The 25,849-nt window shown below is 66.8% G+C and carries 27 protein-coding genes; 10 read left to right on the top strand and 17 right to left on the bottom strand.

All coding sequences use genetic code 11. From position 1 onward, the window contains the following. The first annotated feature begins 41 nt into the window (after positions 1-41). On the top strand, positions 42-1,622 hold the full coding sequence (locus ACZY0X_RS22630) for an amino acid permease (protein WP_463773602.1): 1,581 nt from the start codon (positions 42-44) through the stop codon (positions 1,620-1,622). A gap of 65 nt (positions 1,623-1,687) precedes the next feature. Next, positions 1,688-2,059, top strand: coding sequence for a cupredoxin domain-containing protein (locus tag ACZY0X_RS22625; RefSeq protein WP_463773600.1), 372 nt, complete (start codon positions 1,688-1,690; stop codon positions 2,057-2,059). Positions 2,060-2,076: 17 nt separating this feature from the next. On the opposite strand, the gene ACZY0X_RS22620 is transcribed toward ACZY0X_RS22625, so the two are convergent. The 5 genes from ACZY0X_RS22620 to ACZY0X_RS22600 all read right to left on the bottom strand — a co-directional run bounded on the left by ACZY0X_RS22620 (position 2,077) and on the right by ACZY0X_RS22600 (position 6,400). Beyond that, positions 2,077-2,640 (bottom strand): alpha/beta fold hydrolase, encoded by a 564-nt coding sequence (locus tag ACZY0X_RS22620; protein WP_463773599.1) that lies wholly within the window; start codon positions 2,638-2,640, stop codon positions 2,077-2,079. Between the two features lie 64 nt (positions 2,641-2,704). Further along, positions 2,705-3,367, bottom strand: a complete 663-nt coding sequence (locus tag ACZY0X_RS22615; protein ID WP_463773597.1) for a hypothetical protein — start codon at positions 3,365-3,367, stop codon at positions 2,705-2,707. A 9-nt stretch (positions 3,368-3,376) separates the two neighbouring features. Then, entirely contained in the window at positions 3,377-4,864 is a 1,488-nt protein-coding gene (locus tag ACZY0X_RS22610; protein WP_463773596.1) for a cobyric acid synthase, read from the bottom strand. 73 nt (positions 4,865-4,937) lie between these two features. Next, entirely contained in the window at positions 4,938-5,798 is an 861-nt protein-coding gene (map, locus tag ACZY0X_RS22605; RefSeq protein WP_463773594.1) for a type I methionyl aminopeptidase, read from the bottom strand. 17 nt (positions 5,799-5,815) lie between these two features. Continuing rightward, a complete protein-coding gene (locus ACZY0X_RS22600) occupies positions 5,816-6,400 on the bottom strand; it encodes a TetR family transcriptional regulator (RefSeq protein ID WP_463773593.1) in 585 nt (194 codons plus the stop codon). 59 nt (positions 6,401-6,459) lie between these two features. Here ACZY0X_RS22600 and ACZY0X_RS22595 point away from each other — a divergent pair, with 59 nt between their 5' ends. The 3 genes from ACZY0X_RS22595 to ACZY0X_RS22585 are packed head-to-tail and all read left to right on the top strand — an operon-like array spanning position 6,460 to position 9,144. Then, positions 6,460-7,551: a DUF1214 domain-containing protein gene (locus ACZY0X_RS22595; protein WP_463773592.1), complete on the top strand. Its 1,092-nt coding sequence runs from the start codon at positions 6,460-6,462 to the stop codon at positions 7,549-7,551. Continuing rightward, complete coding sequence (locus ACZY0X_RS22590) at positions 7,548-8,717, top strand: sulfotransferase family protein (protein WP_463773591.1); 1,170 nt, start codon at positions 7,548-7,550, stop codon at positions 8,715-8,717. The genes ACZY0X_RS22595 and ACZY0X_RS22590 overlap by 4 nt, the downstream gene beginning before the upstream one ends. A 43-nt stretch (positions 8,718-8,760) precedes the next feature. Next, entirely contained in the window at positions 8,761-9,144 is a 384-nt protein-coding gene (locus tag ACZY0X_RS22585) for a PaaI family thioesterase (protein ID WP_354525029.1), read from the top strand. 34 nt (positions 9,145-9,178) lie between these two features. Here the strand turns inward: ACZY0X_RS22585 and ACZY0X_RS22580 are convergent, their stop codons facing one another. The 6 genes from ACZY0X_RS22580 to dxr form a co-directional block, all read right to left on the bottom strand. Next, positions 9,179-9,787, bottom strand: a complete 609-nt coding sequence (locus ACZY0X_RS22580; RefSeq protein ID WP_463774086.1) for a DUF1707 SHOCT-like domain-containing protein — start codon at positions 9,785-9,787, stop codon at positions 9,179-9,181. Positions 9,788-9,856: 69 nt separating this feature from the next. Next, positions 9,857-11,680, bottom strand: coding sequence for a penicillin-binding transpeptidase domain-containing protein (locus ACZY0X_RS22575; RefSeq protein ID WP_463773590.1), 1,824 nt, complete (start codon positions 11,678-11,680; stop codon positions 9,857-9,859). Positions 11,681-11,894: 214 nt separating this feature from the next. Continuing rightward, positions 11,895-12,749 (bottom strand): GNAT family N-acetyltransferase, encoded by an 855-nt coding sequence (locus ACZY0X_RS22570; protein ID WP_463774085.1) that lies wholly within the window; start codon positions 12,747-12,749, stop codon positions 11,895-11,897. Between the two features lie 55 nt (positions 12,750-12,804). Next, the gene (gene ispG, locus ACZY0X_RS22565; protein WP_463774084.1) at positions 12,805-13,941 is read right to left on the bottom strand and encodes a flavodoxin-dependent (E)-4-hydroxy-3-methylbut-2-enyl-diphosphate synthase; all 1,137 of its coding nucleotides are present in this window, start codon (positions 13,939-13,941) and stop codon (positions 12,805-12,807) included. Positions 13,942-13,973: 32 nt separating this feature from the next. Then, entirely contained in the window at positions 13,974-15,203 is a 1,230-nt protein-coding gene (locus ACZY0X_RS22560; RefSeq protein WP_463773588.1) for a M50 family metallopeptidase, read from the bottom strand. Next, positions 15,200-16,381, bottom strand: a complete 1,182-nt coding sequence (dxr, locus tag ACZY0X_RS22555) for a 1-deoxy-D-xylulose-5-phosphate reductoisomerase (RefSeq protein ID WP_463773587.1) — start codon at positions 16,379-16,381, stop codon at positions 15,200-15,202. Before dxr ends, ACZY0X_RS22560 begins: the two co-directional genes overlap by 4 nt. 181 nt (positions 16,382-16,562) lie before the next feature. Here dxr and ACZY0X_RS22550 point away from each other — a divergent pair, with 181 nt between their 5' ends. Then, positions 16,563-17,240 (top strand): fasciclin domain-containing protein, encoded by a 678-nt coding sequence (locus tag ACZY0X_RS22550; protein WP_463773586.1) that lies wholly within the window; start codon positions 16,563-16,565, stop codon positions 17,238-17,240. A 121-nt stretch (positions 17,241-17,361) separates the two neighbouring features. After that, on the top strand, positions 17,362-17,952 hold the full coding sequence (locus ACZY0X_RS22545; RefSeq protein ID WP_463773583.1) for a fasciclin domain-containing protein: 591 nt from the start codon (positions 17,362-17,364) through the stop codon (positions 17,950-17,952). 18 nt (positions 17,953-17,970) lie between these two features. Here the strand turns inward: ACZY0X_RS22545 and sigI are convergent, their stop codons facing one another. Then, on the bottom strand, positions 17,971-18,846 hold the full coding sequence (gene sigI, locus ACZY0X_RS22540; protein ID WP_463773582.1) for an RNA polymerase sigma factor SigI: 876 nt from the start codon (positions 18,844-18,846) through the stop codon (positions 17,971-17,973). A gap of 80 nt (positions 18,847-18,926) precedes the next feature. Here sigI and ACZY0X_RS22535 point away from each other — a divergent pair, with 80 nt between their 5' ends. Further along, positions 18,927-19,763, top strand: coding sequence for an NAD(P)H-binding protein (locus tag ACZY0X_RS22535; RefSeq protein ID WP_463773581.1), 837 nt, complete (start codon positions 18,927-18,929; stop codon positions 19,761-19,763). A gap of 15 nt (positions 19,764-19,778) precedes the next feature. After that, positions 19,779-20,228, top strand: coding sequence for a nitroreductase family deazaflavin-dependent oxidoreductase (locus ACZY0X_RS22530; protein WP_463773579.1), 450 nt, complete (start codon positions 19,779-19,781; stop codon positions 20,226-20,228). A gap of 82 nt (positions 20,229-20,310) precedes the next feature. Here ACZY0X_RS22530 and ACZY0X_RS22525 read toward each other — a convergent pair whose 3' ends face one another. The 5 genes from ACZY0X_RS22525 to ACZY0X_RS22505 form a co-directional block, all read right to left on the bottom strand. Then, complete coding sequence (locus ACZY0X_RS22525) at positions 20,311-21,120, bottom strand: IclR family transcriptional regulator (RefSeq protein ID WP_463773578.1); 810 nt, start codon at positions 21,118-21,120, stop codon at positions 20,311-20,313. 297 nt (positions 21,121-21,417) lie between these two features. Next, the gene (locus tag ACZY0X_RS22520) at positions 21,418-21,570 is read right to left on the bottom strand and encodes a hypothetical protein (protein WP_463773576.1); all 153 of its coding nucleotides are present in this window, start codon (positions 21,568-21,570) and stop codon (positions 21,418-21,420) included. Beyond that, complete coding sequence (dmpG, locus tag ACZY0X_RS22515; RefSeq protein WP_463773575.1) at positions 21,567-22,598, bottom strand: 4-hydroxy-2-oxovalerate aldolase; 1,032 nt, start codon at positions 22,596-22,598, stop codon at positions 21,567-21,569. Before dmpG ends, ACZY0X_RS22520 begins: the two co-directional genes overlap by 4 nt. After that, positions 22,595-23,557 carry an acetaldehyde dehydrogenase (acetylating) gene (locus ACZY0X_RS22510; protein WP_463773573.1) on the bottom strand — a complete coding sequence of 321 codons (963 nt, stop codon included), beginning with the start codon at positions 23,555-23,557 and terminating at the stop codon, positions 22,595-22,597. Before ACZY0X_RS22510 ends, dmpG begins: the two co-directional genes overlap by 4 nt. Positions 23,558-23,559: 2 nt before the next feature. Continuing rightward, on the bottom strand, positions 23,560-24,378 hold the full coding sequence (locus ACZY0X_RS22505) for a 2-keto-4-pentenoate hydratase (protein WP_463773571.1): 819 nt from the start codon (positions 24,376-24,378) through the stop codon (positions 23,560-23,562). A 117-nt stretch (positions 24,379-24,495) separates the two neighbouring features. Between ACZY0X_RS22505 and ACZY0X_RS22500 the strand changes: the two genes are divergently transcribed. Then, the gene (locus tag ACZY0X_RS22500; protein ID WP_463773570.1) at positions 24,496-25,725 is read left to right on the top strand and encodes an NAD(P)/FAD-dependent oxidoreductase; all 1,230 of its coding nucleotides are present in this window, start codon (positions 24,496-24,498) and stop codon (positions 25,723-25,725) included. The last annotated feature ends 124 nt before the right edge of the window (positions 25,726-25,849 follow it).

Here is a 25,849-nt window from a genome sequence, read left to right as displayed (position 1 = left end):
ATTGTCCCCCTAGATCATGTGCCGCCTAAAAGGAGATCACCGTGCCAGAGGGTCACGAAGCACTGAATGACGACGAGTTACACCTCGCCTCGCTGGGCTACACGCAGGAACTGAACCGGTCCTGGTCCGGCTTCTCCAACTTCGCCATCTCGTTCTCGATCATCTCGATCCTGGCGGGCTGTTTCACGTCGTTCGGCCTCGGCTGGAACAACGGCGGGCCCGCTGCCATCGCGTGGGGCTGGCCGATCGTCTCGGTGTTCATCCTGATCATCGGCCTGTGCATGTCGGAGCTGGTGTCGGCGTACCCGACGTCGGGCGGAATCTACTGGTGGGCGGCCAAGCTCGGTGGCCCCAAGGCAGGCTTCTACACCGGTTGGCTCAACTTGATCGGCCTGATCGCCATCCTGGCGTCGGTGTCCTACGGCTGCGCCACGTTCCTGGACCTCACGCTCGGCACGTTCAGCGAGACCTGGCTGGCTGGATACAGCCTGACTAGGACCTTCATCCTGTTCGTCATCATCCTGGCAGTCTCGGCGACGATCAACATCTTCTCGTCGCACCTGCTGGCGGTGATCAACAACGTCTCGGTGTGGTGGCACGTCGCCGGTGCGGCCGCGGTCATCCTGATCCTCTTCCTGCTGCCCGAACAGCACGCCAGTTTCGGTGATGTGTTCACCCAGACCATCAACAACAGCGGCATGTTCGGCGGTGAGATGTCCGGCATCGGCGTGCTGCTATTCGTGTTGCCGATCTCGGCGATTCTGACGCAGTACACGATCACGGGCTACGACGCGTCGGCACACCTGTCCGAGGAGACCAAGAGCGCAGCCGACGGCGCGGCCAAGGGCATCTGGCGGTCCATCTTCTACTCCGCGATCGGCGGCTGGATCCTGCTGCTGTCGTTCCTGTTCGCGGTCAACGACGCCGAGGCGGTGTCGGCGGGCGGCGGTGCCGTCGTCGGGATCTTCAATCAGGCGCTGGACTCCCAGTGGGTGGTGATCGTGCTGCTCATCTCGACTGCGGGCCAGTTCTTCTGCACCACGGCGTGCCAGACGAGCGCATCGCGCATGCTGTTCGCGTTCAGCCGGGACCGCGCGGTGCCCGGGCACCAACTGTGGTCGAAGGTCAGTGCCAAGAAGGTGCCCGCCAACGGCGTCGTCGTCACGGCGGTGCTCGCGGCCGCGATAACCCTGCCCGCCCTCGTCGAGGTCGACATCAACGGCGCACCGGTGCCCGTGGCGTTCTTCGCGGTGGTCTCAATCGGCGTCGTCGGTCTGTACCTGTGCTTCGCGGTGCCGATCTACCTGCGCTGGCGAATGGGTGACGACTTCCAGGTCGGCAAGTGGAACCTGCGCGGCCATCACAAGTGGATGGCACCCGTCGCGGTCGTCGAGATCATCATCACCTCGGCCATCGCCATGTTCCCGACGTCCTCGGGTGGTGTGTTCTGGGGCGACTCCTTCGAGTGGAAGTACGTCAACTACACCCCGCTGCTGGTGGGCGGCGTCCTGATCCTGCTCTACATCTACTGGCACGTGTCGGTGAAGAAGTGGTTCACCGGGCCGATCAAGCAGGTCGAGATCACACCGACCGGCGAAGAGGTCATCCTCGATAATTCGTGAGGACAGGGCGCTGGGGAACTGAACCATTTCGACCCCCCGACCGTGTCTCTCACATGAGGTCACGAATGACTTTCCCGCTCGTCCGGCGCCGTGCGCTCTGGGCGGTGATGTGCCTTGCTACGGTCCTCGCCGCAGCGTGTGGATCGTCGGGCCCCGCCAGCACTTACGGATCGACCGCAACCCCCGCGTCGGCGGCGAAGATCACCATTGCCAGCCACAGCTTCGGTGACCCGATCACCGTGCCGCCCGGAGCACAGATCAGCGTGGCCAACAATGACTCGGCCGAACACTCCGTCACCTCCGACACCGCGGGCGCGTTCGATGTCCACATCGAGGGCAACGCCGACGGATCGTTCACCGCACCGACCGAGCCCGGATCGTATCCGTTTCACTGCACGTATCACCCATCGATGCACGGCACGCTGATCGTTCAGTAGTGTCGGCCCGCTGACCCTCACCAGGTGCTGGTTCGCATCACGATCTCGGCCGCCAACTGGGCCGTGGATTCCTGCGCGCTGCGACGCCCGAGCAGCTCGACCACGCGGTAGTCGCCGTACACGAAACGCTGGCTCGCCTTCGCGACCGAACGTGCCGCCGGGGAGCTGACCAGGGCGGTCGTGTTGACCTCGACCGGTGGACAGGCATTGTCGCGGATCAGGCCGGTCTGATCGGCCACGCGTGGGTGACCCCGGTCAACGACCACCAGCCCGATGAAGCGGTCCAGGCGGGTCGCGGCGAGTTCCCAGGCCAGCTCACCACCGAGTCGGTCGCCCACCAGCAATGCCCACCGGACGCCGAGCGTGTCGAGGATGCCGATCACCGCCTTTGCCGACAGGCGTGGATCCGGCCCAATCACGACAGTCTTCAGCGATGCGGTGTGCAGCCGCTGACACACGCCGTCATACGCCGCCGGTCCCTGGTGGGCCGCCCCGAGCAGCACCACGACGGCCCCGTTGTCCGGGCCGGACACATCGACGGCAGCGGGTATCCCGTCGACGGTCATCACGGTCGAGGGCATTCGGCCACGCTACAGGGAAACTGATCATGTTGGGGGCTGGTTTCGGCGTGCGTTCGCCCAGGGCTCAACGGTCCGCGAGACGGTCGGTCTGCTTTGCCGCGATATCCAGAAAAGTCTGCGGCAAAGCGGCTTTGACGGCGATCGTCGGGTTGGGAGTCGGGAACGCAACGGCGAAAACCGCCGACTCCCCAGCGTTGGCGAACCAGAAGTAGACACTGCTGTCACCGGAGCCCAGTGTCATCGTCTGCCGATAGGCCAGTGTCTGCTCACGCGAGGTGTCCAACCGGGTGGTCGCCATCGGAATGCCCGGGGACGCTGTGTCGAAGAACGTCTCGAACCGTGCGCACCGCTCCGCCTCTGCGGCCAGCCCGTCGAGGTCCAGCGGCCACGACAACACCGTCATCAGAATGCGGGCGCCGTCGTAGCCGACGACGTACTCGACTGCGCTGCCCGCACCGCGCTCAGCCGACGCGGAGATCACCCGGCTCAGCCCGTCCGAGCATCCCTTCGGGCTGGACAGCATCGCGGGCAGCCCGCCCGACGCGTCGGAGGCGGCCGGGTCCTTGTTCATGCGGTCATAGGTCACACCCGGCGGGAAGTCGTCCGCAGTCAGGACGGCCTGCTCGATGCGGGCGCCGGGCCAGGTCGCCGTTCCCTCGACCGAATTCGCGCAGCTGCCGGTTGCCAAGGCGATGATCGCGATGACAGCCACCCGCAGGGCGCTCATGACGCCAGGCTAACCCAGCGCCGAGGTGATCACCGGCCGTGGCGGTGGGCCCCCGCTCAGCAGGCCCATGAGGGCGTCGACATCGACGTGCTCGCAGAGCAGATCGGCCATCAGGTCCAGTTGACCGTCGCGACGCGCGGTGACGTCGATGTCGGCGGCGACCTCGAAGTCGTCGCGGCCCGCCGCCTGTGCCGCGTCGGTCAGCCACCGACGGCGCAGCTCGTCGTTGTCAAGCAGCCCGTGCCAATGCGTGCCGTAGACGTGGTCGTGCCGAATCCCCACTGACAGCCAGTCGTCCTCGGCGTGACGGGTGAGCTGACCGTGGTGGATCTCGTACCCGGACAACGGCTCATCCCAGTGCTGCAGGGTTTTGACCGGGTCGAACACGATATCGGCGTCCAGCAGGCCCAGACCGGCGACATCGGCGCGGCCGGATTCGACGGCGTCGTCGATCCGGCGGCACAGCATCTGAAAGCCGCCGCACACCCCGAGTACCGCCCGGCCGGCGGCGGCGTGCGCGATGACGCCGTCGGCCAGGCCCCGCTCCCGCAGCCAGGTCAGATCGGACACAGTCGCCTTGCTTCCCGGAAGGACCACCGCGTCGGCATCGGCGAGGTCGGCGGGGTCGGTGACCCACCGCACCAGCACCCCCGGCTCACACGCCAGCGCCTCCACGTCGGTGGTGTTCGAGATGCGCGGCAGCCTGATGGCGGCGACCCGCAGCCAGCCCGTGCCGCGCGGCGCCTGGGGCACTCCCACGGCACGGTGAGCGTGCACCGACAGTGAGTCCTCGGCATCCAGCCACAGGCCCTCGCTGTAGGGCACCACGCCGTAGGTGGGCCTGCCGGTGAGGTCACGCAGTTGGTCAAGGCCGGGTGCGAGCAGTGCGGCGTCACCGCGAAACTTGTTGACGATGAAGCCGGCGATGAGCCGTTGGTCCTCGGGCTCGAGCACCGCTACGGTGCCGAACAGGTGCGCCAGCAGTCCGCCGCGGTCGATGTCGCCGACCACCACCACCGGCAGCTCCGCGGCACGCGCCAGACCCATGTTGGCCAGGTCGGTGGCGCGCAGGTTGATCTCTGCCGGTGAACCCGCACCCTCGCAGATCACGGCGTCGAATTCGCCTCGTAGCGAGGTGAGTTCGTCGATCACCACCTCGGCGAGCCGGCTGCGGTGAGTGAAGTAGTCGCCGGCGCTGACCGACCCCGTCACCTTGCCACGCACGACGAGCTGCGATGTCCGGTCGGATCCCGGCTTGAGCAGGATTGGGTTGAACCGGGTGCTGGGCGCCAACCCCGCCGCGCGTGCCTGCATCGCCTGCGCGCGGCCGATCTCACCACCGTCGGCGGTGACCGCGGAGTTGTTCGACATGTTCTGCGCCTTGAACGGCGCGACGCGGATACCCCTGCGCGCCAGCAACCGGCAGAGGCCTGCGACGACCATCGACTTGCCCGCGTCCGACGTCGTCCCCGCGATCAGCAGCGCTGAGCCACTCATCGTTCCCCCGCGAGCAGACACAAAACTGCCCTATTTACGCGAGAAATGGGCAGTTTTGTGTCTGCTCGCGGGTTCATTCGGCGAGTGTGAGGATGTCCGCGCCGTCGTCGGTGACCACCAGCGTGTGCTCGAACTGCGCGGTCCACTTCTTGTCGACGGTCGCAACCGTCCAGCCGTCGTCCCAGATCTCGTAGTCCAGCGAGCCGAGGTTGATCATCGGCTCAATGGTGAACGTCATCCCGGGTTCGAGGATGGTCTCGACCTCTGGCTGGTCGTAGTGCAGGACGACGAGGCCGTTGTGGAACGTGGTGCCGATGCCGTGGCCGGTGAAGTCGCGAACGACGTTGTAGCCGAACCGGTTCGCGTACGACTCGATGACGCGCCCGACGACCGACAGCGCGCGCCCCGGCTTGACGGCTTTGATCGCCCGCATGGTCGCCTCGTGGGTGCGCTCGACGAGCAGACGGTGCTCCTCGGACACGTCGCCGGCCAGGAAGGTGGCGTTGGTGTCACCGTGCACACCGTCGATGTAGGCGGTGACGTCGATGTTGACGATGTCGCCGTCCTGGATCACTGTCGAGTCGGGGATCCCGTGGCAGATGATCTCGTTGAGCGACGTGCAGCACGACTTCGGAAAGCCCTTGTAGCCCAACGTGGATGGATAGGCGCCGTGGTCGAGCATGTATTCGTGCGCCACACGGTCCAGGTGATCGGTGGTGACGCCGGGGGCCACGGCCCTGCCCGCCTCCGCCAATGCGTTCGCCGCGATCCGGCCTGCGACGCGCATCTTCTCGATCACCTCGGGCGTCTGCACCCAGGGTTCGCTGCCCTCGACCACCGTCGGCTTCCAGGCGTACTCCGGCCTGGGGATCGAGGCGGGTACGGGAAGGGTCGCGGACAGCTCACCAGAGCGAAGGGCAGTGCGGACGGACATGGGACCAGCCTAAATGGTCAGCCGACCGTCAGTGCGGCCAGCGCGGTGCGCACGCGGTCCGGCAGCGACCCACCGTGGCGCAGCCAGTCGTCGAGGGCGATGCGCACCGAGGCCATCGCCAGCGCACCGATGAGTCTCGGCCGGGGATCGTCGGGGCGCAGGTCGCGCAGCCTTGGCGCCACCAGGTCGGCGATCGCGACCTCGTAGCCCACATAGATCTGCAGCGTCCACGCACTGAGAGCCGGCGATGAGCGGGTCAAGGTGGCGAGCTCTCGAACCTGGGCGCTGATGGCGCCGAAACCGTCGCCGAGGTCGTGAAACGCCGCGGCGACCGCGTCGCGGGCCGACATCTCCGGAGGCTGGGCGGCCAACTGCGCGGTGATGACGTCGAGCCAGTGCCGCGTCATGCCATCGGCGACGGCGTCCTCCTTGGAGGAGAAGTACCGGAAGAACGTCGCGCGGCCGACCTCAGCCTCGGCCGCGATCTGCTCGACCGTGGTGGCACTGAGCCCGTCCGCAGCCACCAGCGTGGCGGCGGCCGCCGCGATGCGATTGCGGGTGACCTGACGCTTGCGCACATTGAGTGCGATCGGTTCGCTCATTTCGTTGATGAGTCTACGGGCTCTCAATTGACCCGCGAGACGTAGTTTCATATGAGACTATGTCTCATATGAGCGAAGATCGCGCCCCGAAGGCGCTGGAAGCCTGGCAGTTCGTCCGCAAGATGATCGATGACGTCACGGCCGTCGTGACCGCCGACGCGCGCGATGAACGGGAGCTGCTGGACGGGTTGCGGGTGGTGTCGCGCGTGACGGCCCTGTGCTCGGAGCTGTCGGTCGAGGCCGACCCGGATCTGCCGTGGTTCTTCGACATGTGCTCGCCAACCCGGCTTGTCGGCGGCCCCAACCCCGACGGCCGCTATCTGCTCGCCATGATCCGCGGTGACCGCCGCTACCGCGTCACCGGAACACGCGGCGGCACCGCGTACCTCGGCATGCAGGTACTCGCGGGCACCGGGATGACGCCACGCCGCATGGCGGCCTATCTCAGCGATACCGACCTGCACCTCGACGGGGACGCGTTCGCCGTTGTGGTGTCCGCGGACGAACCCTCACCCGCCGAACTCGACGGTGCGCAGTGGCTCCAGATTCCCGCGGACGCCGCGTCGATCGTGGTCCGCGAGTACGTCGGCGACACCGCTACCGAGGCCCCCGCCACGCTGCACATCGCGACGCTCGGCGCCGCGGCTCCGCGTGTTCTGACGGATGACGAAGTGGCCGAACAGTTCACCGCGATGGCGTGGACCATCTTCAAGCTGGCCACCCTGCACCGCACCATCAAGCCCGAGCTGCTGACGCAACCCAACGTGCTGCTGACCGCCGAGGCCGCTGACCTCGGTGCCGCAGACACCACGCCTGACAACCTGTACATGATCGGCACGTTCGGGCTCGGCGAGGACGAGACGCTTGTGCTCGAATTCGCGCCACCCGAGACTCGGTACTGGAACGTCACGCTGGAGAACATCTGGCACGAGTGCATCGAACCGCGGCGCAGACACAGCTCGGTAACCAACAAGGGCGTCAGCGCCGACGCTGACGGAAGGGTTCGGATCGCCATCGGCGCCAGGGACTTCGGCCACGGACACTGGCTCGACACCGGCGGTCATCACCGCGGCTTCGTGGTGCTGCGCTGGCTGGACAATCCGGACGCTCCCGATGTGACCGTCACCGTGCACACGGGTGCAGCGAAATGACGAACAGATTCGAACCCGAAGCACTGATCGCCCTTGCGTGTGATGCGGCGGGCAGCGACGACTTCGGCGAACCCGACGGCTGGCGCGCCGACCTTGAGATGCTGTGCGACGGGCTCGTCAACGAGGCCAAGCTGTCCGACCTGGGCGTCGAGATAGCGGTGATGGACATCGTCGGGCCGCTGACCAATCGGTTGCGGATCACGCAGTGGCGCAAGGAGAATCCCGCGGTCGCCGCGACACCTGTGGAACGGCCCATCTTCATCGTCGGCCAGCCCCGGACCGGCACCACGATCCTGTTCGACCTGCTGGCCCAGGACCCCGACCTTAGGCCCCCGCTGACGTGGGAGGTCGACGCACCGTGGCCCCTCCCACGACCGGAGACCTATGCCACCGATCCCAGGATCGCGGCGACGCAGGCGAACATCGAGATGTCCGAGCAGCTGGTGCCCGGACTCCTGGCCCGCCATCCGATGGGCGCGCTGGTCGGCCAGGAGTGTGTGCGCATCTCGGCCGCCCAGTTCTGCAGCATGATCTTCTCGGTGCAGTACCGACTGCCCACCTACTACCGGTGGCTACTCCACGAGGCCGACCATCGGAACGCCTACCGGTATCACCGAATCTTCCTCCAGCACTTACAGTCTGGGGTTCCGGGCCAGTGGCTTCTGAAGTCACCAGCGCACCTGTGGCAGCTCGACACCCTGATCGGTGAGTATCCCGACGCCGTGATCGTTCAGACCCACCGCGACCCGCTGAACGTCATATCGTCGATTGCCGCGCTCACCCAGCACGTGCGCCGGTTGGCCTCCGAGCACGACGACATCCGCGAGTGCGCGCAGCAGTCGTGCGAGGAGATCGTCGTCGGGCTGGAACGCTCCATGAAGGTCCGCGACTCTGGGGTGCTGAGCCCAGGCCAGCTCGTCGACGTGCAATTCGCCGACTTCATCGCCGACCCGTTCGCGACCATCCACGCGCTGTACGCCGCGCTGGGCCGTGACCTCACACCTGTTGCCGAGCAGCGGATGCGCGACCATCTCGCCGCCAACCCCGGCGACCGTGGCGGCGCCCGCTACACATGGGCGGACACCGGGCTGGACGCCGATGAGGTTCGCGCGCAGGTCGCGACCTACCAGGAGCGCTTTGGGGTTCCCACCGAGGCGCTGAAGTAGCGGGCGCCGCCTCGACCAGCGGTAATGGTGTTACCGTACGGCGGTGACCGAACCGGAACACCTGCTGAAGCGGCTGGAGATGCGAGACGTCGAGGACACCGCGCAGCGGCTCGTCATCGAGATGGACAACCGCCCTGACCTCGTCAACGTCCGCGGCGCCATTCAGGGCGGCCTGGTGGCGACGCTGATCGACATCGCGGCGGGACGCCTGGCGGGCAACGTCTCCGGCGCAGGCAACGATGTCACCACCGCTGACATGAACGTGCACTTCCTTGCGCCGATCATCGAGGGTCCCGCGCGGGCGGAGGCGACTGTGGTGCGTGCGGGCCGCCGCCTGATCGTCACATCGGTCGACGTTTTCGACGCGGGCCGGGACCGTCTGGCGGCGAAGGCGACGCTGACGTTCGCCGTGCTGGAACGCCGATGAGCGCTTGCGCGAAGAGCAGACCAATCGGTAAGCGCTAGCCGCGCCGCAACCGATTCATCACGGCCCGTCGTCGCGGACCCCGGATGTCGACCGAGCCGCACACGCTGCGTCCGGTGAGGATCACGTGCGGCCTGCCCTCGGCGGGGGCGTCCTTGCGGTGGTCCCGCGCGCTGCCGACGATCACCTCGAGATCGTCGATCGACGCGCTGGCACCGTCGGGCAGCCGGATGTTCAGTGACCCGAACTTCATGTCGAGTTCGATGACCACGATGGCACCTGCGAACCGGGCCTTGGTGAGGTCCAGGTCGATCGATCCCATCCTGCGCACCAGGGCGAGTCGGGTGGGGACCACCCACTCCCCCTGCCGCTTCAGCGATCCCATCACGCCGCGGAGTTCGACACGGTCGGTAGCCGTGGTCACGATGGCACCCGGCCCGGGCAGATCGCCGACCAGGGCGGCGAGTTCGGCCTGCAGGCGGGCCCTGCTGACAGCGATGGAGCGCTCCTCGAACTCATCGATGTCGATGAGCCCGAGCGCCACGGCGTTGTGCAGGCGGCGCAATGTGCCGTTGCGGTCGGCGTCAGATATGCGCAGCACGTCGGCACTCACCACGCCCTGCGTGCGCGCGTATTCCTCGTCCATCCCGTTCATGGCGTGCTCAACGTTACCGCGCGGCACCCCGGGTGCTCATTGCCTGGATTCAGACCCAGGTCAGGCGAGGTAGTCCGGGGGCAACCCGCTGAACATGTCCTTGCACATCCGGACCGCGTACTCCGAACTACCGCCGCCGACGATCAGGGCGGCGAACGCCAGGTCACCGCGATAGCCGGCGAACCACGCGTGTGAGCCGCCCTCGAACTCCGCCTCACCGGTCTTGCCGCGGATGTCGCCGACTCCCTCGAGGTCGGTGGCGGTGCCATTGGTGACGACGAGTCGCATCATCGGCCGCAGACCGTCCACCATCTTCGGCGAGATCGGCGCGCCCGGATCGGTGATCTCCGTCGGTCGTCCCTCGATCAGTTGCGGCACAGGGGTCTTCCCGGCGGCGACGGTCGCGGCGACCAGTGCCATCCCGAACGGGCTGACCAGCACCTTGCCCTGACCGAAGCCATCCTCGGTGCGCTCGGCCAGGTTCACCGTCGGCGGCACCGAGCCGGTCACCGTCGTGATGCCGTCCACCATGTAGTCCGGCCCGATGCCGTACTGCGCGGCCGCGGTGGTCAGCCCTCGCGGCGGCATCTTGCTGGCCAGTTCTGCGAAGGTGGTGTTGCACGAACTCGCGAATGCCCGGGACAGCGGTACCGTGCCCAGGTCGAAGCCGCCATAGTTCGGCACCGTGCGATGGCCGATGTCCAGAGTCCCTGGGCACCCGAGCAGCGTGTTGGGTGTGGCCATGTCACGGTCGATCGCCGCGCCCGCTGTGACGATCTTGAACGTCGACCCCGGCGGGTAGAGCCCCATGGTCGCCGTCGGTCCGTCCGCATCCGCGGCGGCGTTCTGCGCGACGGCCAGGATCTCACCGGTCGAGGGCTTGATCGCGACGATCATCGCCTTCCTGCCGACCATGTTGACGGCGTCCTGCGCGGCGTTCTGCACTGAGCGGTCGAGGCTGATCGTGATCGACGGCGCCGGCGCGCCCGGCACCTCGTTGAGCACATCCACCTCGACGCCGTTCTGGTTCACGCTGGCGATGCGCCATCCGGCCTGGCCGTTGAGTTGGTCGGTCACGGACTGCTTGACCTGGTTGATGATCGCGGGCGCGAAACGGTCGTCGGTGGCCACCATCTCGGGCTGCGGTGTGATGACGACGCCGGGCCGCTTGCCGATCGCCGCCGACACCCGGTCGTTATCGTCCTTGCGCAACGTGATGAGACTCATGGGCGTGGCAGACGAACTCGCCAGCTCGGCGAGGCGTTGGGGGTCCAGCGTGTTGTCGAACGGGCGCAGCGCGTCGACGACGGCGACCGCGGTCGGCATCAGATCGCCCGCCGCAGCCCTGGCGTCCAGGGAGTAGTGGTAGACGTAGCCCGGCACCAGGACATCGGAACCGCCGCGTTCGTTGACCGACGCGCGGCGCGGTGCCTCGGCCCGCAGCGCGAAGGTCTGGTTCTCCCCCAGGTCCGGGTGCAGCCCGGCGGCGCTCCACCGAACGCGCCAGCGGCCTTCGTCACGGATCATGTTGAGCCGGCCGTCGTAGGTCCAGGTGCGGTCCTTCGGCAGGTGCCACGTGTAGCGGTAGAGGACGCTGCCGGTGTCCTCGGCGTACTTCGAGCCCATGATCTGCGCATCGAGACCGGTGGCCTGTAGACCCGCCCATGCCTCGGTGAGCGCAGTCCTGGCGTCTGTGGGTTTGTCGGCGAACTCGGCGGCGACCCCGGTGTCACCGGAGGCGAGTGCGGCGAAGAACGCCTCGGCGACGGGTTCGGGCCCGTTGGGCTTGGGCGTGCACGCAGTGAGCGCGCCGGCCGCGCCGACGACGACGGTGACCGCGAGCAGGGCTGCGGCCCGTGATACGGATGAGGTTCGCGATGCCATTGGGGCTGATGTTAAGAGTGTGACGAGCGGTTCTTGCGGAGGCGCACCGAGATCCAACCGTGATCACTTCGAGATTCCCTCACCAAAAGTGAATCTGACGACGCTCCAGCGCCAGAATCGTCGTCAGATTCACAAACGAGCCGAGTGCGGGCGCGGAGGTCGAGCCGGGCACGCAGGACGGTGCCGCTCCGGGTCGCCCTGCAGGGGTGCCGCGTCAGTCGAGCAGAACAGTGGCGAACGTACCGACCTGGGTGAAACCGATCCGGGTGTAGGTCGACCTGGCGATGGTGTTGAACGCGTTGACGTACAGGCTCGCGGTCCGGCCGCCGCGCACGATCGCGCCGGCCAATGCGGCGGTGCCCGCCGCACCGAGACCGCGACCGCGCCACTCGGGGTGCACCCACACGCCCTGGATCTGACCCACCGCCGGCGACTGTGAGCCGACCTCCGCCTTGAACACGACCTCGCCACGCTCGAACCGGGCCCACGCCCGACCCGTCGCGATGAGCCCCGCGACCCGACGGCGGTAGCCACGCCCGCCGTCCCCGAGCCGCGGGTCGATACCGACCTCACCGATGAACATGTCAATGGCCGCGACGAGGTAGGCGTCCAACTCGTCCATCCGGACCATGCGCACCGCGGGATCCACGGCACACTCGGGCGCCCGATCCAGCGCCATCAGGGGTTGTTCCTCACGGACGTCACGCGCTGGGCCCCAACCGCATTCGAGGCGATCCCACATCGGGAGCACCAACTCGGCGTGACCCACCAACGACGAACACCGCCGCGGAGAACTCATCGCCTTGTCCGCGAACGCGTTCACATCGGCCACACCGCCGCGCAGTGGAATCAGGTTCGCGCCGGCGAAGCACAGCGACTCACTGGGCTCACGACACGTCCACAGTTCCCCGCCGATCGCCGTCGGGTCCACACCGTGGTCGACGACCCGGGCCGCCACCATGCACGTGCCGACGGGATCATCATCGAGCACGCGCTGCACCTCGGCGGCATCACGCACCACCGTGACGCGTCGCTCGTCGGTGAGGCGAAACAGCGGTGGAGCCGACATGGAGACTCTTTCTGCGGCAAGCGCGGTGGCGGTGACCCCGCTCACAGGGACACTGTCAGCTTACGGTCACCACGGGCGAACCGCTTGCACTTGCCTCCGGACCCGACTCGGCGGCGATCCGCATGGCCTCCTCGATCAGCGTTTCCACGATCATCGACTCGGGAACCGTCTTGATCACCTCGCCGCGCACGAAGATCTGCCCCTTGCCGTTGCCGGATGCCACGCCGAGGTCGGCCTCGCGCGCCTCCCCCGGCCCGTTGACGACGCAGCCCATAACAGCCACTCGCAGCGGCACATCCATGCCCTCCAGACCCGCCGACACCTCGTTGGCGAGCGTGTAGACGTCCACCTGGGCACGCCCGCAGGAGGGACACGACACGATCTCCAGGCCGCGGGGCCGCAGGTTCAGCGACTCGAGGATCTGATTGCCGACCTTGATCTCCTCGACCGGCGGGGCAGACAGCGAGACCCTGATGGTGTCGCCGATGCCCTTGGACAGCAGAGCACCGAATGCGACGGCGGACTTGATGGTGCCCTGGAATGCCGGTCCGGCCTCGGTGACGCCGAGGTGCAGCGGGTAGTCACACTGCGCGGCGAGCAATTCGTAGGCGGCGACCATGATGACGGGGTCGTTGTGCTTGACGCTGATCTTGATATCGCCGAAGCCGTGCTCCTCGAACAGCGACGCCTCCCACAGCGCGGACTCGACCAGCGCCTCGGGGGTGGCCTTGCCGTACTTCTTCATCAGCCGAGGATCGAGCGAACCGGCATTGACACCGATCCTGATGGGGATACCCGCCGCGCCGGCCGCCTTGGCGACCTCCTTGACCCGTCCGTCGAACTCCTTGATGTTGCCCGGGTTGACCCGGACGGCCGCACAACCGGCATCGATCGCGGCGAAGATGTACTTGGGCTGGAAGTGGATGTCGGCGATCACCGGGATGTTCGCCTTCTTGGCGATCGCGGGCAGCGCGTCGGCGTCCTCCTGCCTGGGACAGGCGACGCGGACGATATCGCAGCCCGAGGCCGTCAGCTCGGCGATCTGCTGCAGGGTGGCATTGATGTCGTGTGTCTTGGTGGTGCACATCGACTGCACCGCGATCGGGTGATCGCTGCCGACGCCGACGTCGCCGACCATGAGCTGGCGGGTCTTGCGCCGCGGCGAGAGGGTGGGCGCAGGCGGTGCCGGCATACCCAGTCCGATGGAGGTGGTCACGAGGGCTCCTACTGGAAGATCCTGATGGGGTTGACCAAGTCGGCAGTGACGGTCAACAGCATGTAAGCGCCCACCACGGCAAGCACGACGTACGTGGCTGGCATCAATTTGAGGTAGTCCACCGGCCCCGCGGCCACCATCCCGCGTGCCCTGCGGATCATGTTGCGCAGCTTCTCGTATGTGGCGATCGCGATGTGACCACCGTCGAAGGGCAGCAGCGGCAGCAGGTTCACCGCCCCGAGCACGAAGTTCAACTGGGCCAGGAAGAACCAGAACATCACCCAGAGGCCTTGATCGACGGTGTCCCCGCCGATGATGCTGGCGCCGACGACGCTGATCGGGGTCTCGATATCGCGTTCGCCACCGCCGATCGCGTGGACGAGAGCGCCGACCTTGGTCGGGATCTTCGCCAGGGCCTTGGCGAGTTCGACGGACATGTCGCCCGTGAACGCGAATGTCGCGGGCACCGCTGACAGCGGGTTGTACTGGGTGGGTCCGAACCGCGCGGGCGCGATGCCGACGGCGCCGACGGCCGTCGGTTCGGCGGCGTCCTTGCTGATCCAGCGCTCGGCTCGCGTCACGTCAACGGTGGTCGTGAACTCGCGAACCTGACCGTCCTCGTCACGCTGCACGACGAACGGGGTGGGGCCGTCGAGCTTGCGCACCGCGGCGACCAGTTCATCGAACGTGGCCACGTCGGTGTCCCCAACCTTGACCAGCGTGTCGCCGGGCTGAATACCCGCCGCCGCTGCAGGTCCCGAGCCGGTGCACTGACCCGGCTCACCCTTTGCGACATCGGATGCCACGCAAGCAGTTTCGCCGACGATGGCGGTGGTGGGCGGATTCAGGTTGGGCAGTCCCCACACCATCGCGATGCCGTAGATGAGGACCAGGCCGATGATGAAGTTCATCGCGGGACCGGCGAATAGCACCGCGACGCGCTTCCACACCTTCTGCCGGTACATCGCGTATGGACGATCCTCTGGCGCGATCTCCTCGACGGCCGTCATCCCGGCGATATCGCAGAATCCGCCCAGGGGCACGGCCTTGATGCCGTACTCGGTCTGGCCGAGCTTGTTGGGTCGCATCGTCGACCACAGTGTGGGACCGAAGCCGACGAAGTAGCGCCGCACCTTCATGCCCGTCGCTCGCGCGACCCACATGTGTCCACATTCGTGCAGAGCCACCGAGATCAGAATGGCCAGGGCGAACAGCACGATGCCCACTACGAACATCATCGGGTGACTACGACCTCCTGTGCGGCGCCCACATGGGCTTTGAGGGCACCCTGTGCCCGGTCCCGGGCCCAGTCCTGCGCTTCGAGTACGTCCTCTACGGTAGCCGGTTCCGCGGACCACTGGTCTGCGGCGCGCAGCACCTCGCCGACGGTGGCCACGATGGAGGGGAAGCTGATGCGCCCGGCGAGGAAGGCTTCGGCGGCCTCCTCATTGGCGGCGTTGTACACCGCCGTGAGGCACCCACCCCGGCTTCCGGCGTGGCGGGCCAGGTCGACCGCGGGGAACACGGTGTCGTCCAGCGGCTCGAACTCCCACATGGAGGCCGTGGTGAAGTCGCACGCCAGTGCCGCGCCCGGCACCCGGGCGGGCCAGCCGAGCGCCAACGCGATCGGCAGCTTCATATCGGGCGGACTGGCCTGAGCGATGGTGGAGCCATCGGTGAAGGTGACCATCGAGTGCACGATCGACTGCGGGTGCACGACGACGTCGATGCGGTCGTACGGGATGCCGAACAAGAGGTGCGTCTCGATGAGTTCGAGCCCCTTGTTGACCAGTGAGGCCGAGTTCAGCGTGTTCATCGGGCCCATCGACCAGGTGGGATGTGCACCGGCCTGTTCGGGCGTGACGCCCTCGAGGTCAGCGGCCGACCAGCCACGGAACGGGCCACCGGACGCAGTGAGCACCAGCCGGGCCACTTCGTCCGCCGTTCCGCCGCGCAGGCACTGCGCCAGCGCGGAGTGCTCGGAGTCCACCGGCACGATCTGCCCCGGCGCCGCGGCCTTCTGTACCAGCGGGCCACCGGCGACCAGCGATTCCTTGTTGGCCAGCGCCAGCCGGGCGCCCGATGCCAAGGCCGCCAGCGTGGGTCGCAGCCCCAACGCGCCGACAAGCGCGTTCAGCACGACATCTGCCTCGGTGTCCTCGACGAGCTGGGTGACGGCGTCGGGTCCGGAGTACGACACCTCGCCGATCCGGTCGGCGGCCTCTGGGTCGGCGACGGCGACCTTGGTGACACCCGTCTCGACGCGTTGACGATGCAACAGGTCGGCATTGCCACCACCTGCGGCCAGGCCCACGACCTCGAACCGATCGGGATTGGCGGCGATCACCTCGAGCGCCTGGGTACCGATCGACCCGGTACTGCCAAGCACCAGGACGCGTAGACGATCAGGACTCACCGCTCCATTGTGCCGCGCAGGTCGGCCCGGCACCCAGTCCGCACGTCGCGACACCCAAATGTGACGCCAATCTGACGCGGGGCCACCTGACCCATCCGCATTCGAGATCACCGCGAATACCCGATGTCATCGACCTCGGGCGCCGGCAACGTCGCCCCAGACACACGGGATGGGAACAGTCATGAATTCAGCTCAACGCAAAGTGGTGGCGGCAGCAGGTCTGAGCGCACTCGCCGTATTCGGCGCGGCGGCATGTTCGAGTGATTCGGACACCGAGGCGTCCAGCAGCGCCACAGCCAGTAGCGCCCCGAGTGCGGCAGCCACGTCGGCGGTGGCGCCGACCAGCGCGCCGGCCGATCCCGCCGCCAACCTCGTCGGCGCCAGTTGCGCCGCCTATGCCGAACAGGTCCCGGCCGGTCCGGGCTCGGTCGCGGGTATGGCGATGGATCCCGTGGCCACCGCCGCCTCGAACAATCCGATGCTGAAGACGTTGACTCAGGCGGTCTCCGGTCAGCTCAATCCTGGCGTGAACCTCGTCGACACCCTCAACGGCGGCGAGTTCACCGTGATCGCGCCGACCGACGACGCCTTCGCCAAGCTCGACCCCGCCACGCTCGAGACGCTCAAGGCCGACGCACCACTGCTGACCAGCATCCTGACCTACCACGTGATCCCCGGTCAGCTGAGCCCCGACCAGGTCCCGGGCACCCACAAGACCGTCGAGGGGCAGGACGTCACCATCACCGGCACGGGCGAGGGTCTGACGTTCGACAAGTCGGCCCTGGTGTGCGGTGGCGTCCAGACCGCCAACGCCACGGTGTACATGGTCGACACCGTCATGATGCCGCCGGCCGCCTGAGAGTAGCGGCCCCCTGAACACATGAGCGGCGCCCCGGCTGACATCCCCCGTGCTCGCGCCGGGGCACCGCTCATGTCATCTCATCCATCCACCCGAATCACAGACAGAGAGTTGAAACACCATGAAACACAACGCCAAGACCATCTCGGGTTCCGCGCTCGCCGCCGTCGCCATCACAGGACTGCTGTTCTCATCGGCCGCCATCGCACAGGCTGATCCCGCCGCCTCGCTGGTGGGGCCGGGATGTTCTGCGTATGCAGCGCAGGTACCCGACGGACCGGGATCGGTCGCGGGTATGGCGATGGATCCCGTGGCTACCGCCGCGTCGAACAACCCAATGCTCACCACGTTGACCGCCGCCGTGTCCGGCAAGTTCAACCCGGAGGTCAACCTCGTCGACACCCTCAACGGTGGACAGTTCACGGTTTTCGCACCGACCGATGCCGCCTTCGCCAAGCTCGATCCGGCCACCGTCGAGAAGCTCAAGACCGATGCACCGCTGCTGACCAGCATCCTGACCTATCACGTGGTGCCCGGTCAGGCTGATCCGGCGAAGGTCGTCGGCAACCACGAGACGGTTCAGGGCGGCACCGTCACCGTCTCCGGCGGCGGCCAGGATCTCAAGGTCAATGACGCAGGAGTGGTGTGCGGCGGCGTGCAGACCGCCAACGCGACCGTCTATCTGATCGACACGGTCCTGATGCCTCGATAGCGGTTGGCGCATCAGCGATCAATGCGGCGCGACGCGCGCGGCCGGATCCGCGGTGGCCTCGATCTTCACGATCAGCCCACCGCGGATCGTCAGCACCACGACGGCGAACAACCGGCCCTCGGCAAACGCGAGCAGCGCGGGCTCACCCGGCGCGCCGGCGACCACGGTGGCGCCCGGTCCCAGGTAGCGCAGCAGGTTGGTGGCCACATCGCGCGGCCCGTGGTTGACCTGCGGCGGCGGTGCCGGATCGGCGAGCACCGTGCCAACACCCCACACGGCGGGATCGAGCACCGAGGCCAGCGCCTGGAGGTCCCCTGTGGCGCATGCGGCGATGAAGGCCTCGGTGACGCGCTGGTGTTCGTCGGCGGCGACGGCGCGGACGCGAGGAGCATCAGGAGAATCGACCGTGCGCGGGGCCGCCCCGGTGAACTTGGCCCTGGCCCGGCGCGCGAGTTGTCGGCAGGTTCCGACGGGCCGACCGACGGTCTCGGCGATCTCGTCGAACGGGAGCGCGAACACGTCGTGCAGCACGAACGCCACCCGCTCCCCCGGACTGAGTCGGCCCAGGGTCTCCATGAGCGCCCGGCTGACTTCGTCGTCGAGGGTCACTCGGTCAGCGGGGTCTGGTGTGACGGCGGGTTCGACGGCGATCTCACGATCGGGCGGCAGACTTGTCTCCAGGCGGGCTCGCGCTGACCTGAGCTGGTCGAGGCACAGCCGTCCCGCCACGACGGTGAGCCACCCTCGCTCGTCATCGATGCCGTCGGCACGCGACAACCGCAGGAACGCCTCCTGCGCGACGTCCTCAGCCTCTCCGATGTCGCCCAGCATCTGATAGGCCAGGTTGACGAGGTAGGCGCGGTGCGCGCGCCATGCGGCGCTCAGCTCGGTCATGGTCTTATGACGGAACGGAGCCCGGAAAAGTTACAGGTAGCGGTGCGTAACTTTCTGCACGCCCGTCCCGTCCTTGATTCATGTTCACAATTCTCGTCACCGGCGCAACCGGCAACGTCGGCCGCCCCCTGGTCACCCAACTCACGACGGCAGGCGTCGACGTCCGCGCGGTCACCCGCAACCCCGATAGCGCAGGCCTCCCACCGGGAGTCGACGTCTACCGCACCGCACTCGACGCACTGCCCGGCTCCGACGCGGTGTTCCTCAACTCGCGCGCGCTCGGCGATCGACTGTGCGCCACCGTCGAGGCGGCCCGCACTGCCGGAGTGCAGCGGCTGGTCGCGCTGTCGGCGATCAATGCCGACGACGACTTCGCCCGCCAGCCATCGCGCGTCCGCGGTGACCGCAACAAGGAGGTCGACGAACTCGCCGCCGGCTCGGGGCTGGAGTGGGTCAGCCTGCGGCCCAGCGTGTTCGCGTCCAACTTCGCGGGAATGTGGGCGCCGCAGATCCGTGGTGGCGACATCGTCAGCGGGCCATATGCGTCGGCGTCGGTAGCACCGATCGCCGACGCCGACATCTCGGCCGTCGCGGCGCACGCTCTGATGACCGACAACCTGGTGGGCCAACGCATCCCGCTGACCGGGCCGCAGGCGCTCACCAACGCCGAACTCGCCGAGACGATCGGTACGGCACTGGGGCGGCCGCTCGAGTACCACGAACTGCCTCCACACCTGGTGCGCCAACGGTTCGCCGACATCGGCTTTCCCGAGGCCTTCGCCGACGCCTACATGGGCCTGCTGGCCGAGACGGTCCAGCAGCCCGCGCAGGTCACAGCCGACGTCGAGAAGATCCTCGAGCGTCCGGCGACATCGTTCGCCAGTTGGGTGTCCGACCATCGGCACCTGTTCAACTAACAAGGGAGTCAACACATGTCGAGTACAACTGATCCGAGCCCGCCGCGCTGGCTCAAGCAGATGAACAAACTGGTGCTCGCGATGGGGCGACTCGGCGTTCCGGCCGGCCCGTCGCAGGTACTGACGGTGCCGGGACGCAAGTCCGGGCAACTCCGGAGCACGCCGATGACGCCGTTCGACCACGGCGGCGGCCTGTACACCGTGGCGGGCTACCCCGGTGCCGACTGGGCGGCCAATGCCCGCGCCGCGGGCGTGGGCACGCTCACGCGCGGCCGACGCTCGCGCCGGGTGCGGATCATCGAGCTGTCCGCTGCCGAGTCGAGGCCGGTGTTGCGGGCCTTCGCACGCAAGGTTCCGGTCGGGGTCGGGTTCGCCAAACGCAGCGGACTCGTCGACGACGGCACACCCGACGAGTTCGAGGCATTGGCCGGACGGTTGGCGGTGTTCAGGTTCGACCCCGCCTGAGGGCGTCAACGCTTCAGCGCACCTTGGCGATGACGACCAGCCGCAGGCACGGGACCGTTTCATGCATGGAAGCCAGGATTGACTAGACCAGAGCGTGGCGCGGCATCGCTTGGCTGGCGGCGGCGCAGACCTTGCGAAGGGCCAGGGTGAGCGCGTGGACGTCTGATCCTGAAGATGCTGAGACCGAGAGGGCAGCCAGCGGTTTGCCGTTGCGTCCCATGATCGGTGCGGCGATGCAGGTCAGGCCGAGCCGGTTCTCCTGGCCGTCGACTGCCACACCCTCGCTACGGATCCGCGCCAGTTGCCCGGCCAGCTCAACGAGCGGTGTTGCCAGGGCGGCCTCGACAGCCTCGGCGTCGTAGGCCAGCAGTACCTTACCGACTGCGGTGCAGTGCGCCGGTAGCCGGCCGCCGATGCGCGACGGTGCCGGCGCGGACCGATGACTGCGCAGTGTCGCCAGGCACACCACATCGGCGCCGTGCAGCGTCGCCAAACAAACTGTCTGCTTGGTTAATTCGAACAGCTCGGTCAGAAACGGGATCAATTGATCACGAATCCGGTCCTGCCGTGGCGCATAAACCGCCATCCCGAGCTCATGCAGCCGCGGGCCGAGCCGATAGTTCTTGCCGATCCGTTCCACCATGGCGTTGCGTTCCAGCATACCCAGCACCCGAAACGCCGTGGACTTACTCAGATTCGCGCGTCGAGCGAGTTCGCTGACTCCCAACCCGGTACGGGCCTGATCGCCGAACGCGACCAACAGGCTGAACGCCTTGTCGATAGCCGCCCGATCATCACGACGTGATTCATTGATTGAGACACTGTCATCCAACACCTCGAAGTCGACTCGGGGCTCCACCACGTTGCTGCAGCGCTCACCGCTCTGAGTCATCAGATCGGAGGTTCGACGAACAGGCCCTTGTCGGGATCGTTGAACGATTCATACGCGGTAAACCCATTCATCGCATTCGCACTACCCCGCAGGTTGCTAACCTCCGGGATGGTGAAGTAGTAGTCGTGTGGTTGTCACTTGTCCTCGTCGAGGAGGGTGAGTTCTGTCGTGAAATCACCAGCGTGACAACGAGGGTCGCGAATACTGCAGAGACGAGTTTGGTAGGGGTTGTGCTCGGGTCTTGCCAGCACCGGCGGCGGTCGCGAATGCGCTTTCCGAAGGTGCCGATCGTGACCACTACCGCTCCTGGGCTCGGTCGACATTCGCTGCATCAACCGTCAATGCGACCGCGAGGCTGAGCCCGACAAGCGCGACCAGGGTGCTCATCTCCATGGCGAAGAGGTCACCCGCAGAGATGACCGGCTTGGTCACCATCCATGTCAAGATCATGCTGACCCGCTTTCGACTGTCCCGCCTCGGGCCAGGTCAAGTGCAACGTCGACGATCATGTCTTCCTGACCGCCGACCAGACCGCGGCGGCCAACCTCAAGCAGGATCGCCCGGGTGGTAACGCCGTATCGCTGCGACGCGGCCTCCGCATGACGGAGAAAGCTCGAATACACGCCGGCGAAGCCCAGAATGAGTGACTCTCGGTCGACCCGCACGGGCTGGTCCAGCAAGGGACGGACGATGTCGTCGGCAGCGTCCTGCAGAGCGAACAACTCACAGTCGTGTTTCCAGCCGTACAGATCGGCTACCGCAACGAACGGCTCAATTGGACAATTGCCCGCGCCCGCGCCTAGCCCGGCTAGCGAGGCGTCGACCCGAGTGGCCCCCTCCTCGACCGCAGCGCAACTGTTGGCAACCGCAAGTGACAGGTTCTCGTGTGCGTGAATCCCGATCTGCGTCAACGGATCCAGTATGTCGCGGTAGGCGCGAACACGCTCGCGCACTTCTGGAACGGTAAGGTGTCCACCGGAGTCGGTCACGTACACACATTGTGCGCCAAAGGATTCCATTAGTTTAGCCTGCCGAGCCAGCTCCGCGGGTGGAGCCATATGGCTCATCATGAGAAAGCCGCTCACATCCATCCCGAGTTCGCGTGCCGTTGCGATGTGCTGGGCCGAGATGTCGGCTTCGGTGCAGTGCGTGGCGACGCGAACCGAACGGACCCCGCGCTCATGGGCCTCCCGCAGTTCAGCGATCGTGCCGATCCCCGGCAGCAGCAGGGTGGTAATTGTCGCGTTGGTGACCACCTCGGCCACAGCGTCGATCCAGTCCCAGTCGGTGTGACTGCCCGGTCCGTAGTTGAGCGAGCTACCGGCAAGGCCGTCGCCGTGGGCGACCTCGATCGCGTCGACCCCCGCCCGGTCCAGAGCCAACGCGATCTGTGCGACCAGGCTTGGCTCGATGCGGTGCCGGATGGCGTGCATGCCATCGCGGAGCGTGACGTCCTGGATGTACAACCGTTCGGTCACGCCTCTACCGCCTTGTCGAGGCCAGACGTCTCCCCAGTGATCCGTCGCGCCATCTCCTCACCCACGCGCAGCGCCGCCGAGGTCATGATGTCGAGGTTGCCTGCGTAGGCAGGCAGATAGTGCGCTGCCCCCTCGACCTCGAGGAACACCGAGATCTGCGTCGTGACCGGTGGCGCACCGGGCGGCAGCAGGGACCGTACATCGTCGCGGTCGACCGGGGTGAACTGAACCTGCTGCTTGAGCCGGTAACCGGGAACGTACCGGGCCACCTCGCTGACCATGGCTTCGATCGAAGTGCGCACCGCGTCCTGATCGGTGTCTCCAACCAGGCAGAACACCGAGTCGCGCATGATGAGCGGCGGCTCGGCCGGGTTGAGAACGATGATCGCCTTACCGCGAGCAGCGCCGCCGACGGCCTCGATGGCCTTCGCAGTGGTGTCGGTGAACTCGTCGATGTTTGCCCGCGTGCCCGGCCCCGCCGACCTGGACGCGATAGACGCCACGATCTCGGCGTAGGCCACCGGAGTCACTCGGGATACCGCGGCCACAACCGGGATAGTCGCCTGCCCGCCGCAGGTCACCATGTTCACGTTGTCGGCGCCCCGGTCGAGTTCGTCGGACATGTTGACCGCCGGTACGACAAACGGCCCGATAGCTGCCGGCGTCAGGTCGACCATCCGTTTGCCCAACGGGATCAACCTCCCGGCATTTGCGACGTGTGCATGCGCCGACGTCGCATCGAACACGATGTCGATCTCGGCGAATCCGTCAAGGGCAATGAGCCCGTTGACGCCATTGTGCGTGGTCGGCACCTTCAGCCTCCGTGCTCGGGCCAGCCCATCCGATTCAGGATCGATGCCCACCACGGCACCCACATGAAGACTGTCGGAAAGCCTCAGTACCTTGATCATCAGGTCGGTGCCGATGTTGCCGGAGCCGATGATTGCAACAGTGGTCACGGTCAGTGCCCCTTCTGATCGGTGAACTGGATCGACACCCGGCCAAGCGTCGTGATGTCGGCAACAACCTCAGCCCCCGGTGGGACCGGCGCCATCGGCCCCAGCGCGCCCGAGAGCACCACCTGACCGGCGCGCAGCGGGCGGCCAAACCGACGGGCGGTCCGGGCCAGCCAGGTCAGCGCCAGCAGCGGGTCTCCGAGGCAGGCCGATCCGTTGCCCTCGGACACCTGCACGCCGTTGACGCACATGCGCATCTCGACGGCAACCGGTTCGACTTCACTGAGCGGGAGTCGATGCTCGGACACCGCGTACAGGGCGCTCGATGCGTTGTCGGCAATGGTGTCGGCAATAGTGATGTCCCAGTTCGCGACTCGACTATCCACAATCTCAAGAGCGGCCGCCGCCCACGCCACTGCATCGCGCACCGAGTTCGAGTCGAGGTCCTCGAAGTCCAGGTCCTTGGACAATCCGAAGGCCACCTCGGCCTCGACCTTCGGTTGCAGCAGGAGGTCGTGAGGGACGCGGTCCATTGCCGACACATCCATATCCGCGAACAGGACGCCGAAGTCAGGCTGATCAACACCGAGTTGTTGCTGTACCGCTGGCGACGTCAGACCGATCTTGCGGCCGACGACAACCGCCCCCTGCGCGACCCTTTCGGACACCAGCAGATCCTGAACTTCGTACGCACGTTCGACATTGGCTGCTCCGAGGAGGTCCCGGACTGGCAGACACGGCACCCCACTCTGCGCGGCGCGCGCCAACCTGTGCGCGGCCACCACGCATTCCCGGGTGCTGATTCGTCGATCGGAGACGGGCATGCGTACAACTGTGGCCCCGCCCTGTGCAGCTGATCGCCCGTTACGTTCCGCACTGTGGAAAGCTTTTGGGGAAACCTGTTGGCGCAACGGGTTTCCTAGTGTCATGAGGGATACCGCATGACACCACCGCAAGGCGTAGTCGTCGTGGGCGGCGGCATCGGCGGCGTGACCACCGCAGAGGCGCTCCGCACAGCGGGCTACGACGGTGACATCACCATCGTCGACGACGGCGAATTCCCCTATGACCGGCCACCACTGTCCAAGAGCTATCTGGCCGGAGAGCGCAATGCCGATCAGATCGCACTTCGTTGTCCCTCTTGGTACTCCGACCACGCGGTCAGACTGATCGCCCGTACCAGCGTGACTGCGCTTTCCACGGGGACCGGCGAGGTCATGCTGTCAACCGGTACCGCGTTGCGCACAGACCGCGTCGTTCTGGCCACGGGCGGCAAAGCCGCCCGTCCCCCAATCCGAGGAATCGCGAACAGCCGCGTCCACGTCTTGCGCACCGTCGATGATGCCGACAGCTTGCGCGAAAGGCTACAGCCCGGGACCCACCTGTTAGTGATCGGCGCGGGGTTGATCGGCGCCGAGGTCGCAGCCACCGCGGTGAGCCTCGGGTGCGGGGTGGTGCTTGCCGAACCGACGCTGCCTCCGCTGGCCCGTGCTGTGGGCCTCGATCTGGCGACCTGGTTGCACGAAGCGCACGCGCGCCACGGTATCGAGACCGTCAACGCCCCCGTCAGCGAACTCAGGAATTCGCCGCTCGGCGTATCGGCGACGTTCGAAGGTGCCGACGCCGCAGTCACATTCGACCGCGTGCTGCTCGCTGTGGGCATGACACCCCAGACGGAGCTGGCAGAGTCCGCCGGACTGCAGGCCGATCACGGAATCATCGTCGACACCAACCAGCAGACCTCCGTCGCAGCCGTACTGGCGGTCGGTGACCCCGTCCGTGTCCGCCACGGCGGCACACTGGCTGCCCGAACAGAACACTGGGACGCCGCGATTCAACAGGCACAGCGTGCCGCGGCCACTATCCTGGGGACTCCACCACCGCCGGTACGGCCACCGTGGTTCTGGAGTGACCGACATGGACTCCACGTCGAAGCCGTCGGCCACATGGCCGCGGCAACGGAGACCATTACCCGCGGGGACAGGTCCGACGGCCGAGTGGCGGTGTTCGGCCTGTGCGGCAGCAGCGTTGTCGCCGTTGCCGCCGTCAATGATCCGGTCAGTATCGGCGTCGGCCGGCGGATGATCGCCCGTGGGATCAACGTCGACGTGGCGCAACTTGCTGACCCCGAAGTCAACCTCAAAACCCTTGTGCACTCGGTGCGTTCGTGAGCCAGAGCCCTCGTCTCCCCGGTTGCGGCTGCGCCACCCGTCGGAAGTGGGGAAGATATCATAGTGCTACGAGCAGCCGCCCCAGTAGCTCGTGCCGGGCATGTCGGCCAATCGCTTAGGGTTG

Source organism: Mycobacterium sp. IDUB_39 (assembly GCF_055419205.1).
The sequence above is the reverse complement of the archived record's forward strand: the minus strand, read 5'-3'. Positions and strand labels throughout refer to the sequence as shown.

What these genes read in the sequence shown, in the direction of transcription:
- ACZY0X_RS22505 (WP_463773571.1), bottom strand. Translation starts at nt 24,378, where the DNA reads ATGCCCGTCTCCGATCGACGAATCAGCACCCGGGAATGCGTGGTGGCC.
- ACZY0X_RS22570 (WP_463774085.1), bottom strand. Translation starts at nt 12,749, where the DNA reads ATGTCGGCTCCACCGCTGTTTCGCCTCACCGACGAGCGACGCGTCACG.
- ispG (WP_463774084.1), bottom strand. Translation starts at nt 13,941, where the DNA reads ATGCCGGCACCGCCTGCGCCCACCCTCTCGCCGCGGCGCAAGACCCGC.
- ACZY0X_RS22595 (WP_463773592.1), top strand. Translation starts at nt 6,460, where the DNA reads ATGTCTCATATGAGCGAAGATCGCGCCCCGAAGGCGCTGGAAGCCTGG.
- ACZY0X_RS22615 (WP_463773597.1), bottom strand. Translation starts at nt 3,367, where the DNA reads ATGAGCGCCCTGCGGGTGGCTGTCATCGCGATCATCGCCTTGGCAACC.
- sigI (WP_463773582.1), bottom strand. Translation starts at nt 18,846, where the DNA reads ATGACCGAGCTGAGCGCCGCATGGCGCGCGCACCGCGCCTACCTCGTC.
- ACZY0X_RS22560 (WP_463773588.1), bottom strand. Translation starts at nt 15,203, where the DNA reads ATGATGTTCGTAGTGGGCATCGTGCTGTTCGCCCTGGCCATTCTGATC.
- ACZY0X_RS22535 (WP_463773581.1), top strand. Translation starts at nt 18,927, where the DNA reads ATGTTCACAATTCTCGTCACCGGCGCAACCGGCAACGTCGGCCGCCCC.
- ACZY0X_RS22550 (WP_463773586.1), top strand. Translation starts at nt 16,563, where the DNA reads ATGAATTCAGCTCAACGCAAAGTGGTGGCGGCAGCAGGTCTGAGCGCA.
- ACZY0X_RS22530 (WP_463773579.1), top strand. Translation starts at nt 19,779, where the DNA reads ATGTCGAGTACAACTGATCCGAGCCCGCCGCGCTGGCTCAAGCAGATG.
- ACZY0X_RS22590 (WP_463773591.1), top strand. Translation starts at nt 7,548, where the DNA reads ATGACGAACAGATTCGAACCCGAAGCACTGATCGCCCTTGCGTGTGAT.
- ACZY0X_RS22575 (WP_463773590.1), bottom strand. Translation starts at nt 11,680, where the DNA reads ATGGCATCGCGAACCTCATCCGTATCACGGGCCGCAGCCCTGCTCGCG.
- ACZY0X_RS22500 (WP_463773570.1), top strand. Translation starts at nt 24,496, where the DNA reads ATGACACCACCGCAAGGCGTAGTCGTCGTGGGCGGCGGCATCGGCGGC.
- ACZY0X_RS22600 (WP_463773593.1), bottom strand. Translation starts at nt 6,400, where the DNA reads ATGAGCGAACCGATCGCACTCAATGTGCGCAAGCGTCAGGTCACCCGC.
- map (WP_463773594.1), bottom strand. Translation starts at nt 5,798, where the DNA reads ATGTCCGTCCGCACTGCCCTTCGCTCTGGTGAGCTGTCCGCGACCCTT.
- ACZY0X_RS22620 (WP_463773599.1), bottom strand. Translation starts at nt 2,640, where the DNA reads ATGCCCTCGACCGTGATGACCGTCGACGGGATACCCGCTGCCGTCGAT.
- ACZY0X_RS22525 (WP_463773578.1), bottom strand. Translation starts at nt 21,120, where the DNA reads ATGACTCAGAGCGGTGAGCGCTGCAGCAACGTGGTGGAGCCCCGAGTC.
- ACZY0X_RS22545 (WP_463773583.1), top strand. Translation starts at nt 17,362, where the DNA reads ATGAAACACAACGCCAAGACCATCTCGGGTTCCGCGCTCGCCGCCGTC.
- ACZY0X_RS22625 (WP_463773600.1), top strand. Translation starts at nt 1,688, where the DNA reads ATGACTTTCCCGCTCGTCCGGCGCCGTGCGCTCTGGGCGGTGATGTGC.
- ACZY0X_RS22610 (WP_463773596.1), bottom strand. Translation starts at nt 4,864, where the DNA reads ATGAGTGGCTCAGCGCTGCTGATCGCGGGGACGACGTCGGACGCGGGC.
- ACZY0X_RS22580 (WP_463774086.1), bottom strand. Translation starts at nt 9,787, where the DNA reads ATGGACGAGGAATACGCGCGCACGCAGGGCGTGGTGAGTGCCGACGTG.
- ACZY0X_RS22520 (WP_463773576.1), bottom strand. Translation starts at nt 21,570, where the DNA reads ATGATCTTGACATGGATGGTGACCAAGCCGGTCATCTCTGCGGGTGAC.